24 protein-coding genes are annotated in these 17,575 nt (G+C 57.2%); all 24 read right to left on the reverse strand.

Annotation, left to right across the window (positions count from 1 at the left end; translation table 11 throughout):
• Positions 1-2 precede the first annotated feature (2 nt).
• The gene (gene rpsE, locus L6D80_RS15750) at positions 3-503 is read right to left on the reverse strand and encodes a 30S ribosomal protein S5 (protein WP_003255465.1); all 501 of its coding nucleotides are present in this window, start codon (positions 501-503) and stop codon (positions 3-5) included.
• Between the two features lie 3 nt (positions 504-506).
• A complete protein-coding gene (rplR, locus tag L6D80_RS15755) occupies positions 507-857 on the reverse strand; it encodes a 50S ribosomal protein L18 (RefSeq protein WP_009397496.1) in 351 nt (116 codons plus the stop codon).
• Between the two features lie 10 nt (positions 858-867).
• Entirely contained in the window at positions 868-1,401 is a 534-nt protein-coding gene (rplF, locus tag L6D80_RS15760) for a 50S ribosomal protein L6 (RefSeq protein WP_009681972.1), read from the reverse strand.
• 12 nt (positions 1,402-1,413) lie between these two features.
• Positions 1,414-1,806, reverse strand: coding sequence for a 30S ribosomal protein S8 (gene rpsH, locus L6D80_RS15765; RefSeq protein WP_043210304.1), 393 nt, complete (start codon positions 1,804-1,806; stop codon positions 1,414-1,416).
• 210 nt (positions 1,807-2,016) lie between these two features.
• Positions 2,017-2,322, reverse strand: coding sequence for a 30S ribosomal protein S14 (gene rpsN / locus L6D80_RS15770; protein WP_012316516.1), 306 nt, complete (start codon positions 2,320-2,322; stop codon positions 2,017-2,019).
• Between the two features lie 13 nt (positions 2,323-2,335).
• Positions 2,336-2,875: a 50S ribosomal protein L5 gene (rplE, locus tag L6D80_RS15775; protein ID WP_012316517.1), complete on the reverse strand. Its 540-nt coding sequence runs from the start codon at positions 2,873-2,875 to the stop codon at positions 2,336-2,338.
• A gap of 20 nt (positions 2,876-2,895) precedes the next feature.
• On the reverse strand, positions 2,896-3,210 hold the full coding sequence (gene rplX / locus L6D80_RS15780) for a 50S ribosomal protein L24 (protein ID WP_003255476.1): 315 nt from the start codon (positions 3,208-3,210) through the stop codon (positions 2,896-2,898).
• 11 nt (positions 3,211-3,221) lie between these two features.
• Entirely contained in the window at positions 3,222-3,590 is a 369-nt protein-coding gene (gene rplN, locus L6D80_RS15785) for a 50S ribosomal protein L14 (protein WP_008089810.1), read from the reverse strand.
• Positions 3,591-3,613: 23 nt separating this feature from the next.
• Positions 3,614-3,880 carry a 30S ribosomal protein S17 gene (gene rpsQ / locus L6D80_RS15790; RefSeq protein WP_008089812.1) on the reverse strand — a complete coding sequence of 89 codons (267 nt, stop codon included), beginning with the start codon at positions 3,878-3,880 and terminating at the stop codon, positions 3,614-3,616.
• Between the two features lie 2 nt (positions 3,881-3,882).
• A complete protein-coding gene (gene rpmC, locus L6D80_RS15795; protein ID WP_002555481.1) occupies positions 3,883-4,074 on the reverse strand; it encodes a 50S ribosomal protein L29 in 192 nt (63 codons plus the stop codon).
• Positions 4,074-4,487, reverse strand: a complete 414-nt coding sequence (gene rplP, locus L6D80_RS15800) for a 50S ribosomal protein L16 (RefSeq protein ID WP_003255479.1) — start codon at positions 4,485-4,487, stop codon at positions 4,074-4,076. The genes rpmC and rplP overlap by 1 nt, the downstream gene beginning before the upstream one ends.
• A 12-nt stretch (positions 4,488-4,499) precedes the next feature.
• Positions 4,500-5,186, reverse strand: a complete 687-nt coding sequence (gene rpsC / locus L6D80_RS15805) for a 30S ribosomal protein S3 (RefSeq protein ID WP_003255481.1) — start codon at positions 5,184-5,186, stop codon at positions 4,500-4,502.
• Between the two features lie 13 nt (positions 5,187-5,199).
• Positions 5,200-5,532, reverse strand: a complete 333-nt coding sequence (gene rplV, locus L6D80_RS15810) for a 50S ribosomal protein L22 (RefSeq protein ID WP_003103908.1) — start codon at positions 5,530-5,532, stop codon at positions 5,200-5,202.
• 11 nt (positions 5,533-5,543) lie between these two features.
• On the reverse strand, positions 5,544-5,819 hold the full coding sequence (rpsS, locus tag L6D80_RS15815; RefSeq protein ID WP_003255482.1) for a 30S ribosomal protein S19: 276 nt from the start codon (positions 5,817-5,819) through the stop codon (positions 5,544-5,546).
• 16 nt (positions 5,820-5,835) lie between these two features.
• Entirely contained in the window at positions 5,836-6,660 is an 825-nt protein-coding gene (gene rplB / locus L6D80_RS15820) for a 50S ribosomal protein L2 (RefSeq protein WP_015268750.1), read from the reverse strand.
• 14 nt (positions 6,661-6,674) lie between these two features.
• A complete protein-coding gene (rplW, locus tag L6D80_RS15825) occupies positions 6,675-6,974 on the reverse strand; it encodes a 50S ribosomal protein L23 (RefSeq protein WP_003255484.1) in 300 nt (99 codons plus the stop codon).
• Positions 6,971-7,573, reverse strand: a complete 603-nt coding sequence (rplD, locus tag L6D80_RS15830; protein ID WP_008089819.1) for a 50S ribosomal protein L4 — start codon at positions 7,571-7,573, stop codon at positions 6,971-6,973. The genes rplW and rplD overlap by 4 nt, the downstream gene beginning before the upstream one ends.
• Positions 7,574-7,585: 12 nt before the next feature.
• The gene (gene rplC / locus L6D80_RS15835) at positions 7,586-8,221 is read right to left on the reverse strand and encodes a 50S ribosomal protein L3 (protein WP_003257089.1); all 636 of its coding nucleotides are present in this window, start codon (positions 8,219-8,221) and stop codon (positions 7,586-7,588) included.
• 80 nt (positions 8,222-8,301) lie between these two features.
• Entirely contained in the window at positions 8,302-8,613 is a 312-nt protein-coding gene (rpsJ, locus tag L6D80_RS15840) for a 30S ribosomal protein S10 (RefSeq protein ID WP_003186070.1), read from the reverse strand.
• A gap of 141 nt (positions 8,614-8,754) precedes the next feature.
• Positions 8,755-9,948: an elongation factor Tu gene (tuf, locus tag L6D80_RS15845; RefSeq protein WP_013970626.1), complete on the reverse strand. Its 1,194-nt coding sequence runs from the start codon at positions 9,946-9,948 to the stop codon at positions 8,755-8,757.
• Positions 9,949-9,975: 27 nt separating this feature from the next.
• Complete coding sequence (gene fusA, locus L6D80_RS15850) at positions 9,976-12,123, reverse strand: elongation factor G (RefSeq protein WP_054903724.1); 2,148 nt, start codon at positions 12,121-12,123, stop codon at positions 9,976-9,978.
• A gap of 30 nt (positions 12,124-12,153) precedes the next feature.
• On the reverse strand, positions 12,154-12,624 hold the full coding sequence (rpsG, locus tag L6D80_RS15855) for a 30S ribosomal protein S7 (RefSeq protein ID WP_003246741.1): 471 nt from the start codon (positions 12,622-12,624) through the stop codon (positions 12,154-12,156).
• A gap of 107 nt (positions 12,625-12,731) precedes the next feature.
• The gene (gene rpsL / locus L6D80_RS15860) at positions 12,732-13,103 is read right to left on the reverse strand and encodes a 30S ribosomal protein S12 (protein ID WP_003255492.1); all 372 of its coding nucleotides are present in this window, start codon (positions 13,101-13,103) and stop codon (positions 12,732-12,734) included.
• A gap of 211 nt (positions 13,104-13,314) precedes the next feature.
• Positions 13,315-17,514 (reverse strand): DNA-directed RNA polymerase subunit beta', encoded by a 4,200-nt coding sequence (gene rpoC / locus L6D80_RS15865; RefSeq protein WP_054903725.1) that lies wholly within the window; start codon positions 17,512-17,514, stop codon positions 13,315-13,317.
• Positions 17,515-17,575 lie beyond the last annotated feature (61 nt).

The raw sequence follows: 17,575 nt of genomic DNA on the forward strand, positions 1-17,575 counted from the left end.
GATCAGAAGATCTCCTCAACGCTCTTGCCGCGCTTGGCAGCAATGGACTCAGGAGATTGCATGGCTTTCAGACCCTTGAAGGTGGCGTAAACCACGTTCACTGGGTTGGTCGAACCGTAGCACTTGGCCAGGACGTTCTGAACACCAGCAACTTCCAGGACAGCACGCATGGCGCCGCCGGCGATGATACCGGTACCTTCCGAGGCAGGCTGCATGTAAACCTTCGAGGCGCCGTGGGCGGCCTTGGTGGCGTACTGCAGGGTGGTGCCTTTCAGGTCAACCTGGATCATGTTGCGACGAGCAGCTTCCATGGCTTTTTGGATCGCAGCAGGTACTTCGCGCGATTTGCCACGGCCGAAGCCGACGCGACCCTTGCCATCACCTACCACGGTCAGCGCGGTGAAGGTGAAGATACGGCCGCCTTTAACGGTTTTAGCTACGCGGTTAACTTGAACCAGCTTCTCGATGTAGCCTTCGTCGCGCTTTTGATCGTTATTTGCCATAACTTAGAACTCCAGCCCGCCTTCACGAGCAGCATCAGCCAGCGCTTTGACGCGGCCATGGTACTTGAAGCCGGAACGGTCAAAGGCAACTTGAGATACACCGGCGGCTTTCGCACGCTCAGCTACCAGCTTGCCAACCTTAGTGGCCGCGTCGATGTTGCCAGTGGCGCCATCACGCAGTTCTTTGTCCAAGGTCGAGGCGCTTGCCAGAACCTTGCTGCCGTCGGCCGAAATGACCTGGGCATAGATGTGCTGCGAGGAGCGGAACACGCACAGGCGCACGACTTCGAGTTCGTGCATCTTGAGGCGTGCTTTGCGAGCGCGACGCAGTCGAGTAACTTTTTTGTCGGTCATTTGCTAGGCCCTACTTCTTCTTGGCTTCTTTACGACGGACTACTTCGTCCGCGTAACGCACACCCTTGCCTTTGTAAGGCTCTGGCGGACGGAAGTCGCGGATTTCAGCGGCCACCTGACCTACTAGCTGCTTGTCGATACCCTTGATCAGGATGTCGGTTTGGCTAGGAGTTTCAGCAGTGATACCGGCTGGCAGTTCGTAGTCCACTGGATGCGAGAAGCCCAGAGCCAGGTTCAGGACGGTGCCTTTAGCCTGTGCCTTGTAACCAACACCGACCAGCTGGAGCTTGCGCTCGAAGCCTTGGCTTACGCCTTGGACCATGTTGTTGACCAGAGCACGGGTAGTACCGGCCATGGCGCGAGCTTGCTGATCACCGTTGCGAGCGACGAAACGCAGTTCGCCGGACTCTTCGGTAACTTCAACAGACGAGTGAACGTTCAGTTCGAGAGTGCCTTTGGCACCCTTCACCGAAAGCTGCTGACCGGCGAATTTGACTTCGACACCAGCTGGCAGCTTAACGGGGTTCTTAGCGACGCGAGACATGCCTATCTCCCCTTAGAACACTGTGCACAGAACTTCGCCGCCGACACCGGCAGCGCGCGCAGCGCGGTCAGTCATCACACCTTTGTTGGTGGAGACGATAGACACGCCCAGGCCGCCACGAACTTTCGGCAGGTCTGCGACGGACTTGTACTGGCGCAGGCCTGGACGGCTGGAGCGCTTCAGTTCCTCGATGACCGGACGGCCTTCGAAGTACTTCAGTTCGATCGACAGGGACGGCTTGGCCTCACCAGTAACCTGGTAGCCAGCGATGTAACCTTCGTCTTTCAGAACTTTGGCAACCGCGACCTTCAGGGTGGAGGAAGGCATGCTTACGACGGACTTTTCAGCCATCTGGGCATTACGGATGCGAGTTAGCATGTCCGCTAACGGGTCCTGCATACTCATGGGCTAGATGCTCCTGATACAAGAATTATTAGCCTTGCGGCTATCACAACCACCTGAACGGGCAGGGTCAAAAAACCCAGGCTCAGGTGAGCCGGTCATTCTAGACACAAGGCAGAAACGAAACAAGCCCCATATAGGGGCTTGTTTCTCGGCGAGGTCACCGGCGGTCGGAAGATTACTCCCCTCGCGCCGGGATCACACCTGCAGCGATTACCAGGAGGCCTTGACCAGACCTGGTACGTCACCGCGCATTGCAGCTTGACGCAGCATGTTACGGCCCAGGCCGAACTTACGGTATACACCGTGAGGACGACCGGTCAGGCGGCAACGATTGCGCAGACGCGCAGCGCTGGCATCACGTGGCTGCTTCTGCAGAGCGACAACGGCAGCGAAACGCTCTTCAGGAGAGGCGTTCAGGTTGACGATGGTCGCTTTCAGCTCAGCACGCTTTTTGGCGAACTTGGCTACCGTGAGCTGACGCTTCAGCTCGCGGTTTTTCATGCTCTTCTTGGCCATTTTCCTACTCCAATCAGTTGCGGAACGGGAATTTGAATGCACGCAGCAGAGCGCGGCCTTCGTCATCCGAACGAGCAGTGGTGGTCAGGGTGATGTCCAAACCGCGCAGAGCATCGATCTTGTCGTAATCGATTTCCGGGAAGATGATCTGCTCTTTCACGCCCATGCTGTAGTTGCCACGACCATCGAAGGACTTGGCATTCAGGCCGCGGAAGTCGCGGACCCGAGGCAGGGAGATCGCCAGCAGGCGGTCCAGGAACTCGTACATTTTTTCGCGACGCAGGGTCACCTTGACGCCGATCGGCCATCCTTCACGGACTTTGAAGCCCGCGATGGATTTACGAGCGAAGGTCACAACCGGCTTTTGACCGGTGATCTTCTCCAGGTCGGCAACAGCGTGCTCGATGACTTTCTTGTCACCGATCGCTTCGCCCAGACCCATGTTCAGGGTGATCTTGGTAACGCGCGGAACTTCCATCACGTTCGACAGCTTAAGTTCTTCCTTAAGCTTAGGAGCGATTTCGTTCCGGTAAATCTCTTTCAGTCGTGCCATGGTCTTCTACCTAGCAGTGTTCAAGCATCAACCGCTTTTTGGGTCGACTTGAAGACACGAATTTTCTTACCGTCTTCTACTTTGAAACCAACGCGGTCAGCCTTGTTGGTTTCGCCGTTGAAGATGGCAACGTTGGAAGCGTGCAGAGGCGCTTCTTTTTCGACGATACCGCCCTGAACGCCCGCCATCGGGTTAGGCTTGGTATGACGCTTGACCAGGTTCACACCACCGATGACCAGGCGGTCGTCAGCGAGAACCTTCAGCACCTTACCGCGCTTACCTTTGTCTTTGCCGGCGATCACGATGATCTCGTCGTCACGACGAATCTTTTGCATGTCGGATCTCCTTACAGCACTTCAGGGGCGAGCGAGACGATCTTCATGAACTTCTCAGTACGAAGTTCACGGGTCACTGGCCCGAAGATGCGAGTGCCGATCGGCTCTTGCTTGGTGTTCAGCAGAACAGCAGCGTTGCCGTCGAAACGAATGATGGAACCGTCAGCGCGACGTACACCGTGACGGGTACGGACGACAACAGCGGTCATCACCTGGCCTTTTTTGACCTTACCGCGCGGAATTGCTTCCTTGACGGTTACTTTGATGATGTCACCGATGCCAGCATAACGACGGTGCGAACCGCCGAGTACCTTGATGCACATGACGCGACGAGCGCCGCTGTTATCGGCCACATCGAGCATGGATTGAGTCTGAATCATAAAATTTCTCCGACCCCTAGCCCTTAGACTTCAACAGCGCGTTCGAGGACTTCAACCAGTGCCCAGGACTTGGTCTTGGCCAGCGGACGGGTTTCACGGATGGAAACCTTGTCGCCGATTTTGCACTGGTTGGATTCGTCGTGCGCGTGCAGCTTAGTCGAACGCTTAACGTATTTACCGTAGATCGGGTGCTTAACGCGACGCTCGATCAGAACGGTGATGGTCTTGTCCATTTTGTCGCTGACGACACGGCCAGTCAGCGTACGGACGGTTTTTTCAGCTTCAGCCATGATCACTTACCTGCCTGCTGGTTAAGCACAGTTTTCACGCGAGCGATGTCACGCTTAACTTGCGAGAGCAGGTGCGACTGCCCCAACTGGCCAGTTGCTTTCTGCATACGCAGATTGAACTGGTCGCGCAGCAAGCCGAGCAGTTGCTCATTCAGTTGCTGTGCAGATTTTTCACGAAGTTCATTCGCTTTCATCACATCACCGTCCGCTTAACAAAGGAGGTGGCGAGAGGCAGCTTTGCAGCAGCCAGGGCGAAAGCTTCGCGCGCCAGCTCTTCAGAAACACCTTCGATTTCATACAGGACTTTGCCTGGCTGAATCTGGGCAACCCAGTATTCCACGGAGCCCTTACCTTTACCCATACGAACCTCGAGAGGCTTCTTGGAGATCGGCTTGTCCGGGAACACACGGATCCAGATCTTGCCGCCACGTTTTACGTGACGGGTCAGAGCACGACGTGCCGACTCGATCTGGCGGGCGGTGAGGCGACCGCGAGCAACAGCTTTCAGGGCGAATTCGCCGAAGCTGACTTTGCTACCGCGCAGCGCCAGACCACGGTTGTGGCCGGTCATCTGCTTGCGGAATTTTGTACGCTTTGGTTGCAACATTTGGCGTACCCCTTACTTAGCAGCTTTTTTACGAGGCGCTGGTGCTTGTGGTTTCAGTTCTTCTTGGCGACCACCAATTACTTCGCCTTTGAAGATCCAAACCTTCACACCGATCACACCGTAAGTGGTGTGAGCTTCGTAGGTGTTGTAGTCGATATCGGCACGCAGGGTGTGCAGAGGCACACGACCTTCGCGATACCACTCGGTACGAGCAATCTCAGCACCGCCGAGACGACCGCTCACCTGGATCTTGATGCCCTTGGCACCAATACGCATGGCGTTCTGTACGGCGCGCTTCATGGCGCGACGGAACATTACGCGGCGTTCCAGCTGCTGAGCTACGCTCTGCGCAACCAGCATGGCGTCGAGTTCCGGCTTGCGGATCTCTTCGATGTTGATGTGCACAGGCACACCCATCTGCTTGGTCAGGTCCTGACGCAGCTTCTCGACATCTTCACCTTTCTTACCGATAACGATACCGGGACGAGCGGTGTGGATGGTGATGCGTGCAGTTTGAGCCGGACGATGAATATCGATACGGCTTACGGACGCGCTTTTTAGTTTGTCTTGGAGGTACTCACGCGTTTTCAGATCCTTCAACAGGTAATCTGCGTAAGTAGCACCGTCTGCGTACCAGACGGAGGTGTGCTCCTTGACGATTCCCAGGCGAATGCCAGTGGGATGTACTTTCTGACCCATCTGATCGACTCCGTTACTTGTCCGCAACCTTGACAGTGATATGGCAAGACCGCTTGACGATGCGATCAGCACGGCCTTTGGCACGTGGCATGATGCGCTTCAGCGAACGCCCTTCGTTGACGAAGACGGTGGAGACCTTCAGGTCATCAACGTCTGCGCCTTCGTTGTGTTCGGCGTTGGCAACGGCCGACTCGAGGACTTTCTTCATGATTTCAGCGGCTTTTTTGCTGCTGAAGGCCAACAGGTTGAGCGCTTCGCCCACCTTCTTCCCGCGGATCTGGTCGGCGACCAAGCGGGCTTTCTGGGCGGAGATGCGAGCGCCCGACAACTTAGCGGCTACTTCCATTTCCTTACCCCTTAACGCTTGGCTTTCTTGTCAGCCACGTGCCCGCGATAGGTGCGGGTACCGGCGAACTCGCCCAGTTTGTGGCCGACCATGTCTTCGTTCACGAGAACTGGGACGTGTTGGCGACCGTTGTGAACCGCGATGGTCAGACCGACCATTTGTGGCAGGATCATCGAACGGCGCGACCAGGTTTTAACTGGCTTGCGATCGTTCTTCTCCACCGCCACTTCGACCTTCTTCAGCAGGTGAAGATCGATAAAAGGACCTTTTTTCAGAGAACGTGGCACTGTCGTATCCCTCTAGTTACTTGCGACGACGGACGATCATGTTGTCGGTACGCTTATTACCACGGGTTTTAGCACCCTTGGTTGGGAAGCCCCATGGCGATACCGGATGACGACCACCGGAGGTACGACCTTCACCACCACCATGTGGGTGGTCAACCGGGTTCATGGCAACACCACGAACGGTTGGGCGAACGCCGCGCCAGCGTTTGGCACCCGCTTTACCCAGCGAACGCAGGCTGTGCTCGGAGTTCGAGACTTCGCCCAGGGTCGCACGGCACTCAGCCAGTACTTTACGCATCTCACCGGAACGCAGACGCAGAGTCACGTAGACGCCTTCACGAGCGATCAGCTGAGCCGAAGCACCAGCGGAACGAGCGATCTGAGCACCTTTACCCGGCTTCAGTTCGATGCCGTGAATGGTGCTACCTACTGGGATGTTGCGCAGCTGCAGGGAGTTACCGGCCTTGATTGGGGCCAGGGCACCTGCGATCAGCTGGTCGCCAGCGCTCACGCCTTTAGGGGCGATGATGTAGCGACGCTCACCGTCTGCGTAGCACAGCAGGGCGATGTGAGCAGTACGGTTCGGGTCGTATTCGATACGCTCGACAGTGGCAGGGATGCCATCTTTGTCGTTGCGACGGAAGTCGACCAGACGGTAATGCTGCTTATGACCACCACCAACGTGACGAGTGGTGATGCGGCCATTGTTGTTACGACCACCAGACTTCGATTTTTTCTCGATCAGCGGTGCGTGAGGAGCGCCTTTGTGCAGCTCCTGGTTGACCACCTTGACCACGAAACGGCGGCCAGGGGAAGTCGGTTTGCATTTAACGATTGCCATGATGCACCCCTTCCTTACTCAGCACTGCTGCTGAAATCGAGATCTTGGCCTGGCTGAAGGGAGACGATCGCCTTCTTCCAGTCATTACGCTTGCCCAGACCACGTGCGGTACGCTTGGTTTTACCCAGAACGTTAACAGTCGACACGTTTTCAACTTTTACGTTGAACAGGCCTTCGACAGCTTTCTTGATTTCCAGCTTGGTTGCATCGGTAGCAACCTTGAATACGAACTGGCCTTTTTTCTCAGCCAGAACGGTAGCCTTCTCGGAAACGTGCGGGCCAAGGAGGACTTTGAATACGCGTTCCTGGTTCATCCCAGCAGCTCCTCGAATTTCTTCACGGCCGAGACAGTGATCAACACTTTCTCGTATGCGATCAGACTGACCGGGTCGGAACCTTGTACGTCACGGACATCAACGTGCGGCAGGTTACGAGCAGCCAGGTACAGGTTCTGATCAACAGCGTCCGAAACGATCAGAACGTCGTTCAGACCCATGCCGTTCAGCTTGTTCAGCAGATCTTTGGTTTTCGGCGCTTCAACAGCGAAGTCCTGAACCACGACCAGACGGTCGCTACGCACCAGCTCAGCGAGGATGGAGCGCAGGGCTGCGCGGTACATCTTCTTGTTGAGCTTCTGCGAGTGATCTTGAGGGCGAGCTGCGAAGGTTACACCACCGCCACGCCAGATCGGACCACGAGTGGTACCAGCACGAGCACGGCCAGTACCCTTCTGACGCCATGGGCGCTTACCGCCACCGGCCACGTCGGAACGGGTCTTCTGCTGCTTGGTGCCCTGGCGGCCGCCGGCCATGTAGGCCACGACTGCTTGGTGAACCAGCGTCTCGTTGAATTCGCCACCGAAGGTCAGTTCGGAAACTTCGATCGCCTGAGCGTCATTTACATTAAGTTGCATGTCAGTTTCCCCTTAACCGCGAGCCTTGACAGCTGGACGTACAACCACGTCGCCGCCAGTAGCGCCAGGAACGGCACCCTTGACCAGCAGCAGGTTGCGTTCAGCGTCTACGCGAACTACTTCCAGGGACTGAACAGTCACGCGCTCGGCGCCCATGTGACCGGACATTTTCTTGCCCTTGAACACACGACCAGGAGTCTGGCACTGGCCGATGGAACCTGGGACACGGTGCGACACGGAGTTACCGTGGGTGTTGTCCTGGCCACGGAAGTTCCAGCGCTTGATGGTACCGGCGAAGCCTTTACCTTTGGACTGACCAGTAACGTCTACCAGCTGGCCTGCAGTGAAGAGTTCAGCTTTGATCAGATCGCCAGCCTGGAAATCGCCTTCTTCAAGACGGAACTCCCAAACACCGCGACCAGCGGCAACGTTGGCCTTGGCGAAGTGGCCTGCCTGAGCGGCAGTCACACGCGAAGCACGACGCTCGCCGACAGTGACTTGCACTGCACGGTAGCCATCGGTTTCTTCAGTTTTGAACTGGGTGACGCGATTCGGCTCGATCTCAATGACCGTGACCGGAATGGAGACACCTTCTTCGGTGAAAATGCGGGTCATACCGCATTTGCGACCGATTACACCAATAGTCATGTTGTAAACCTCATGAGTGTACGGGGCTTTCACCCGCTATGGCCGCCCATTTCAGAGCGTTACACGACTAGACCGAAGTCTTAGCCGAGGCTGATCTGTACTTCCACACCTGCCGCCAGATCAAGCTTCATCAGCGCGTCAACGGTTTTATCCGTTGGCTGGACGATGTCCAGAACACGCTTATGAGTGCGAATCTCGTACTGGTCACGCGCGTCTTTGTTGACGTGCGGGGAGACCAGAACGGTGAAACGCTCTTTGCGGGTAGGCAGTGGAATAGGACCACGCACTTGTGCACCAGTACGTTTCGCGGTTTCCACGATTTCCTGGGTGGATTGGTCGATCAGGCGATGGTCGAAAGCCTTCAACCTGATACGGATTTGCTGATTTTGCATTGGATTTCAGACTCCAGGCTGTTCCCAACGGACGCACTACGCCCGCTAAAAGGAGGCGTGATTCTATAGACGCCCCAATTTAGTGTCAACCCAATAAAAAAAACCCCCGCTGAGCGGGGGTTTTTTCAATCGGTCGAGTGATTACTCGATGATTTTGGCTACGACGCCGGCGCCGACGGTACGACCGCCTTCACGGATAGCGAAGCGCAGACCGTCTTCCATTGCGATGGTCTTGATCAGGGTAACAGTCATCTGAATGTTGTCACCTGGCATTACCATTTCAACGCCTTCCGGCAGTTCGCAGTTACCGGTCACGTCAGTGGTACGGAAGTAGAACTGAGGACGGTAGCCTTTGAAGAACGGAGTGTGACGACCGCCTTCTTCTTTCGACAGAACGTAGACTTCTGCGGTGAACTTGGTGTGCGGCTTGACCGAACCTGGCTTGACCAGAACCTGGCCACGCTCAACGTCGTCACGCTTGGTACCACGCAGCAGAACGCCGCAGTTCTCGCCAGCACGGCCTTCGTCCAGCAGCTTGCGGAACATCTCAACACCGGTGCAGGTGGTGGTGGTGGTGTCACGCAGACCAACGATTTCCAGCGGATCCTGAACGCGGACGATACCACGCTCGATACGACCGGTAACAACGGTACCACGACCCGAGATCGAGAATACGTCTTCGATCGGCATCAGGAACGGCTGGTCAACGGCACGAACTGGCTCAGGGATGTAGGCATCCAGAGTTTCTACCAGCTTCTTAACAGCGGTAGTGCCCATTTCGTTGTCGTCTTTGCCTTCCAGCGCCATACGAGCCGAACCGATGATGATCGGGGTGTCGTCGCCTGGGAAGTCGTAGGTGGACAGCAGGTCGCGAACTTCCATCTCGACCAGTTCCAGCAGCTCAGCGTCGTCTACCAGGTCAGCCTTGTTCAGGAAGACCACGATGTACGGAACGCCAACCTGACGGGACAGCAGGATGTGCTCACGGGTTTGTGGCATCGGACCATCGGCGGCCGAGCAAACCAGGATCGCGCCGTCCATCTGGGCAGCACCGGTGATCATGTTCTTCACGTAGTCAGCGTGACCTGGGCAGTCGACGTGAGCGTAGTGACGAATGTTCGAGTTGTACTCGACGTGAGCGGTGTTGATGGTGATACCGCGCGCTTTTTCTTCCGGAGCCGAGTCGATCTTGTCGAACTCAACGACTGCCGAACCGAAAACTTCGGAGCAGACGCGAGTCAGAGCTGCGGTCAGAGTGGTCTTACCGTGGTCAACGTGGCCGATGGTGCCGACGTTAACGTGGGGAAGGGAACGATCAAATTTTTCTTTAGCCACGACAGTGAACCTCTTGCCTAAAGGGGATTAGCCTTGTTTTTTAACGAGTGCTTCGACGATGTTCGACGGAGCTTCGGCGTATTTGGAGAATTCCATGGAGTAGCTTGCGCGACCCTGAGACATGGAACGAACGTCGGTCGCATAACCGAACATTTCTCCGAGCGGAACTTCAGCACGGACGACGCGGCCGGAGACCGACTCATCCATACCCTGGACCAGACCACGACGACGGTTCAGGTCACCCATCACGTCACCCAGGTAGTCTTCCGGGGTTACAACTTCGACCTTCATGATCGGCTCGAGGACCACGCCACCGCCCTTCTGGGCCAGTTGCTTGGTAGCCATCGAAGCAGCGATTTTGAACGCCATTTCGTTGGAGTCGACGTCGTGGTACGAACCGTCGAATACCGCGGCCTTCAGGCCGATCAGAGGATAACCGGCAACGACGCCGTTTTTCATCTGCTCTTCGATACCCTTCTGGATCGCAGGGATGTATTCCTTCGGAATCACACCACCAACGACTTCGTTGGAGAACACCAGACCTTCGGTGATGTTGCCCTTTTCGTCCACGTCCGGCTCGGAGAAGCGAACCCAGCAGTGACCGAACTGACCACGACCACCCGACTGACGAACGAACTTGCCTTCGATTTCGACGTTGGATTTGGTGATCTTCTCGCGGTACGAAACCTGCGGCTTGCCGATGTTGGCTTCGACGTTGAACTCGCGCTTCATGCGGTCAACGAGGATGTCCAGGTGCAGCTCACCCATACCGGAGATGATGGTCTGACCGGTTTCTTCATCGGTCTTGACGCGGAACGACGGGTCTTCCTGAGCCAGTTTGCCCAGTGCGATACCCATCTTCTCCTGATCCTGCTTGGTTTTCGGCTCTACGGAGAGCGAAATCACAGGCTCTGGGAAGTCCATACGCTCGAGGATGATCGGCTTGTCGGCGTTGCACAGGGTGTCACCGGTGGTGACGTCCTTCATGCCGATCAGAGCAGCGATGTCGCCTGCGCGTACTTCCTTGATCTCTTCACGCTGGTTGGCGTGCATCTGAACCATACGACCAACGCGCTCTTTCTTGCCCTTGACCGAGTTGATGACGGAGTCACCGGAGGTCAGGAAGCCCGAGTAAACGCGAACGAAGGTCAGCGTACCAACGAACGGGTCGGTGGCGATCTTGAAGGCCAGGGCCGAGAACGGCTCGTCGTCGTCAGCGTGACGCTCGTCGAACTGCTCTGGCTTGACTTCGTCCTTCGGCACGTCGATCAGATCAGGGTGGATACCCTTGATCGCAGGGATCTCGGTCGGAGCCGGGAGGAAGTCGATAACGGCGTCGAGAACCAGGGGAACGCCCTTGTTCTTGAACGAGGAACCGCAGACAGCAGGAACGATCTCGCTCGCCAGGGTACGGGCGCGCAGACCAGCCTTGATGTCCTCGATGGACAGGTCACCTTCTTCAAGGTACTTGTTCATCAGCTCTTCGTTGGCTTCGGCGGCAGCCTCAACCATGTTGCTGCGCCATTCATTGGCCAGGTCTACCAGATCGGCAGGAATTTCTTCCTCACGGTAGGTAGTGCCCTTGTCGTCGTCGTTCCAGTAGATAGCCTTCATCTTGATCAGGTCAACCTGACCCTGGAAGTTATCTTCCGAACCGATCGCCAGCTGAACAGGAACCGGGGTGTGACCCAGACGGTTCTTGATCTGACCGACAACGCGCAGGAAGTTGGCACCAGCACGGTCCATCTTGTTCACGTAAACAACACGTGGAACGCCGTACTTGTTGGCCTGACGCCATACGGTCTCGGACTGCGGCTCAACGCCGGAGGTACCGCAGAACACAACGACCGCGCCGTCGAGTACACGCAGCGAACGCTCTACTTCAATGGTGAAGTCAACGTGGCCAGGGGTATCGATGACGTTTACGCGGTAGTTGTCGTACTGACCACGGGAACCTTTCCAGAAGGTGGTAACGGCAGCGGAGGTAATGGTGATACCGCGCTCCTGCTCCTGCACCATCCAGTCGGTGGTCGCGGCGCCGTCATGCACCTCGCCCATCTTGTGGCTCAGACCTGTGTAGAACAGGATCCGCTCGGTAGTGGTAGTCTTGCCCGCGTCAACGTGGGCACAGATACCGATGTTACGGTAGCGGTTAATTGCTGTAGTACGAGCCATAAAGCCCTCGCAAAAAGATTGATGCTTGAATTAGAAGCGGTAGTGCGAGAACGCTTTGTTGGCTTCGGCCATACGGTGCACGTCTTCACGCTTCTTGACTGCAGCACCCTTGCCTTCAGCAGCATCCAGCAGCTCGCCGGCCAGGCGCAGAGCCATCGACTTCTCGCCGCGCTTGCGGGCGTAGTCTACGAGCCAGCGCATTGCCAGAGCGTTACGACGGGATGGACGAACTTCAACCGGAACCTGGTAAGTAGCACCGCCGACACGGCGGGACTTCACTTCGACCAGCGGAGCGATGGCGTCGAGAGCTTTCTCGAAGATTTCCAGGGGGTCGCTGTTCTTGCGTGCTTTGACGGTATCCAGAGCACCGTAAACGATGCGCTCGGCTACGGCCTTCTTGCCGCTTTCCATCACGTGGTTCATGAACTTGGCGAGGATCTGGGATCCGTACTTCGGATCGTCAAGGATCTCACGTTTTGCTGCTACACGACGTCTTGGCATGATAAGCCCTCAAACGGTCTTCAGGTTAGCCCGGGACGTGGGTCTTCGACCCCTGCCCGACCTTACTCTTATCGACTCAAAAAAAATGGATGTCTGCAAACGGCCGATTACTTCGGACGCTTGGTACCGTACTTCGAACGACCCTGGTTACGGCCTTTGACGCCCGAAGTATCCAGAGAGCCGCGAACGGTGTGGTAACGAACACCTGGCAAGTCTTTTACACGGCCGCCACGGATCAGGACGACGCTGTGCTCTTGCAGGTTGTGGCCTTCACCGCCGATGTACGAGGAAACCTCGAAACCGTTGGTCAGACGCACACGGCATACTTTACGCAGTGCCGAGTTAGGTTTTTTCGGCGTGGTGGTGTACACACGGGTGCACACGCCACGACGTTGCGGGCAGTTCTGCAGCGCAGGAACGTCGGACTTCTCGACCGAACGCTTACGCGGCTGACGTACCAGCTGGTTGATAGTTGCCATCTACTAGCTCCACTGATTGTCTTGCGACTCTATTGTCTTGCAAGAAAGCCAAAAATTGGCGAGACGGAGCCTCACCAAATTTAAGGGTACAAAAGTCTAAAGAGGATCTTGCACCCAGTCAAGACAAGGCCCCGGCCCTCCCCGCCCGGTCATCGGCAACATTTCATGTCGCCGATGACCGCACGTGGCGTGCCGGGGCCCTGCCCTGTACTTAGTTACCGCTGGAATTCAACGCTTCGGTCAGTGCGGCTTCCACCTCACTGGCACTTACGCGCAGCGGTTTGTCTGCATCACGGCGACGCTTGCGCTCGCTGTGATAGGCCAGACCGGTACCGGCCGGGATCAGACGACCCACGACCACGTTCTCTTTCAGGCCGCGCAGGTAATCGCGCTTGCCGGTTACCGCCGCTTCGGTCAGTACGCGGGTGGTCTCCTGGAAGGAAGCCGCGGAGATGAACGACTCGGTCGACAGCGAGGCCTTGGTGATACCCAGCAGCACGCGGGTGAACTTCGAAATGAACTTGTCCTCGGCGGCGAGACGCTCGTTCTCGACCAATACCTGAGTCAGTTCCATCTGGTCGCCCTTGATGAAGCTGGAGTCGCCCGACTCGGAGATCTCGACCTTGCGCAGCATCTGACGCAGGATGGTCTCGATGTGCTTGTCGTTGATCTTAACGCCTTGCAGACGGTAAACGTCCTGAATCTCGTTGACGATGTATTTCGCCAGCGCGCTCACACCCAGCAAACGCAGGATGTCGTGCGGATCGCTTGGGCCGTCGGAGATAACTTCGCCGCGGTTTACCTGTTCGCCTTCGAAGACGTTCAGGTGGCGCCACTTCGGAATCAGCTCTTCGTACGGATCGCTACCGTCGGTCGGAGTAATGACCAGACGACGCTTGCCCTTGGTCTCTTTACCGAACGCGATGGTGCCGCTGACTTCAGCCAGAATCGAGGCTTCTTTCGGACGGCGCGCTTCGAACAGGTCGGCAACGCGTGGCAGACCACCGGTGATGTCACGGGTCTTCGACGTTTCTTGCGGGATACGCGCGATAACGTCACCAACGCCGATCTGTGCACCGTCAGCAACACCCACCAAGGCGTTTGCCGGCAGGAAGTACTGGGCAGGTACGTCGGTACCTGGCAGGTACAGGTCCTTGCCATTGGCGTCGACCATCTTGATTGCCGGACGGATTTCCTTGCCTGCGGCAGGGCGATCCTTGACGTCCAGCACTTCGATGTTGGTCAGGCCGGTCAGTTCGTCGGTCTGGCGCTTGATGGTGATGTTTTCTTCCATGCCCACGAAGGTCACGGTACCTTTGAGCTCGGTAACGATCGGGTGGGTGTGCGGGTCCCACTTGGCGACGATGGCGCCAGCTTCGACCTTCTCACCTTCCTTGACCGAAATTACCGCACCGTAAGGCAGCTTGTAACGCTCACGCTCACGGCCGAATTCATCGGCAATGGCCAGCTCACCCGAACGCGATACCGCAACCAGGTTGCCATCGGCACGCTCAACCTGCTTCAGGTTGTGCAGGCGTACCATACCGCCGTTCTTCACCTGGACGCTGTCGGCAGCCGAGGTACGGCTTGCAGCACCACCGATGTGGAACGTACGCATGGTCAGCTGGGTACCCGGCTCACCGATCGACTGAGCAGCGATAACGCCGACAGCTTCACCGATGTTCACCTGGTGACCGCGAGCCAGGTCACGACCGTAGCACTTGGCGCAGATGCCGTAACGGGTTTCGCAGTTGATCGGCGAACGCACGATCACTTCGTCGATGCTGTTCAGCTCGATGAACTCGACCCACTGCTCGTCGACCAGGGTACCGGCCGGGACAATGACGTCCTCGGTGCCCGGCTTGAACACGTCACGGGCGATTACACGGCCCAGTACGCGCTCACCCAGCGGCTCTACAACGTCGCCGCCTTCGATATGCGGGGTCATCAGCAGGCCGTGGTCGGTACCACAGTCGATCTCGGTCACGACCAGATCCTGCGCAACGTCTACCAGACGACGGGTCAGGTAACCGGAGTTCGCAGTCTTCAGTGCGGTATCCGCCAGACCTTTACGCGCACCGTGAGTCGAAATGAAGTACTGCAGTACGCTCAGACCTTCACGGAAGTTCGCGGTGATCGGCGTCTCGATGATCGAGCCGTCCGGCTTGGCCATCAGGCCACGCATACCGGCCAGCTGACGGATCTGGGCTGCGGAACCCCGCGCACCCGAGTCAGCCATCATGTACATCGAGTTGAAGGACTCTTGCTCGACTTCCTTGCCCTCGCGGTCGATGACCTTCTCTTTCGAGAGGTTGGCCATCATCGCCTTGGACACTTCGTCGTTCGCCTTCGACCACAAGTCGATGACTTTGTTGTACTTCTCGCCCTGGGTTACCAGGCCGGAGGCGTACTGGCTCTCGATTTCCTTCACTTCATCCGTGGCATTGCCAATGATGCGGGCTTTTTCATCCGGAATGACGAAGTCGTTCACACCGATGGAAACGCCGGAAATGGTCGAGTAGGCAAAGCCGGTGTACATCAACTGGTCGGCGAAGATGACGGTCTCTTTCAGACCAACCACGCGGTAGCACTGGTTGATCAGCTTGGAGATCGCCTTTTTCTTCATCGGCTGGTTGACCACGTCGTACGGCAGGCCTGCCGGTACTACCTGGAACAGCAGCGCACGGCCAACGGTGGTGTCGACGATGCGGGTATTCTTGGTGACGCTGCCATCGCGATCCTTCACGGTCTCGTTGATACGGACCTTGATTTTCGCGTGCAGGGCAGCTTCGCCGGCGCGGAATACGCGGTCGACTTCCTGCAGGTCAGCGAATACGCGACCTTCGCCCTTGGCGTTGATGGCTTCACGGGTCATGTAGTACAGACCCAGTACAACGTCCTGCGACGGAACGATGATTGGCTCACCGTTGGCTGGCGACAGAATGTTGTTGGTCGACATCATCAGCGCACGCGCTTCGAGCTGGGCTTCCAGCGTCAGCGGCACGTGAACGGCCATCTGGTCACCGTCGAAGTCGGCGTTGTACGCGGCACAGACCAGCGGGTGCAGCTGGATTGCCTTACCTTCGATGAGCACAGGCTCGAACGCCTGGATACCCAGACGGTGAAGGGTCGGTGCACGGTTGAGCAGTACGGGGTGTTCGCGAATCACTTCAGCGAGAACGTCCCACACCTCTGGCAGCTCGCGCTCGACCATCTTCTTGGCAGCCTTGATGGTGGTCGCCAGACCACGCATTTCCAGCTTGCCGAAAATGAACGGCTTGAACAGCTCCAGGGCCATCTTTTTCGGCAGACCGCACTGGTGCAGACGCAGGGTCGGGCCTACAGTAATTACCGAACGGCCGGAGTAGTCCACACGCTTACCGAGCAGGTTCTGACGGAAGCGACCTTGCTTACCTTTGATCATGTCGGCCAGGGACTTCAGCGGACGCTTGTTCGAGCCAGTGATGGCGCGACCGCGACGGCCGTTGTCCAGCAGGGCGTCGACCGCTTCCTGCAGCATGCGCTTTTCGTTGCGCACGATGATGTCCGGCGCCGACAGATCGAGCAGGCGCTTCAGACGGTTGTTACGGTTGATCACCCGACGATACAGATCGTTCAGGTCAGAGGTCGCGAAGCGGCCGCCATCCAGCGGCACCAGCGGACGCAGGTCCGGCGGCAGTACTGGCAGGACGGTCAGAACCATCCACTCAGGCAGGTTGCCCGAGCCCTGGAAAGCTTCCATCAGCTTCAGGCGCTTGGACAGCTTCTTGATCTTGGTTTCCGAGTTGGTCTGCGGAATTTCTTCACGCAGGCGGCCGATCTCGTGCTCCAGGTCGATAGCGTGCAGCAGCTCGCGGACAGCCTCGGCACCCATGCGGGCGTCGAAGTCGTCACCGAACTCTTCCAGCGCTTCGAAGTACTGCTCGTCGTTGAGCAGCTGACCCTTCTCGAGGGTGGTCATGCCCGGATCGATCACGACGTAGCTCTCGAAGTAGAGCACGCGCTCGATGTCACGCAGGGTCATGTCCATCAGCAGGCCGATACGGGACGGCAGCGACTTCAGGAACCAGATGTGAGCAACCGGCGAGGCCAGTTCGATGTGCGCCATGCGCTCACGACGAACCTTGGCCAGGGCAACTTCAACGCCGCACTTCTCGCAGATTACGCCGCGGTGCTTGAGGCGCTTGTACTTGCCGCACAGGCACTCGTAGTCCTTGACTGGGCCAAAGATCTTGGCGCAGAACAGGCCGTCACGCTCAGGTTTGAACGTACGGTAGTTGATGGTTTCCGGCTTCTTAACTTCACCGAACGACCACGAACGGATCATTTCAGGCGACGCCAGACCGATGCGGATGGCGTCGAACTCTTCGACTTGACCCTGGTTTTTCAGCAGATTCAGTAGGTCTTTCAAGGCCTTTCCTCCTGGCGGAGCAGGAAGCGGGCAATACCTGCCCCGCTCCCCTTCGCGTCAC

Origin of the sequence: Pseudomonas ceruminis (assembly GCF_021602025.1) — a bacterium.
GTDB lineage: Bacteria > Pseudomonadota > Gammaproteobacteria > Pseudomonadales > Pseudomonadaceae > Aquipseudomonas > Aquipseudomonas ceruminis.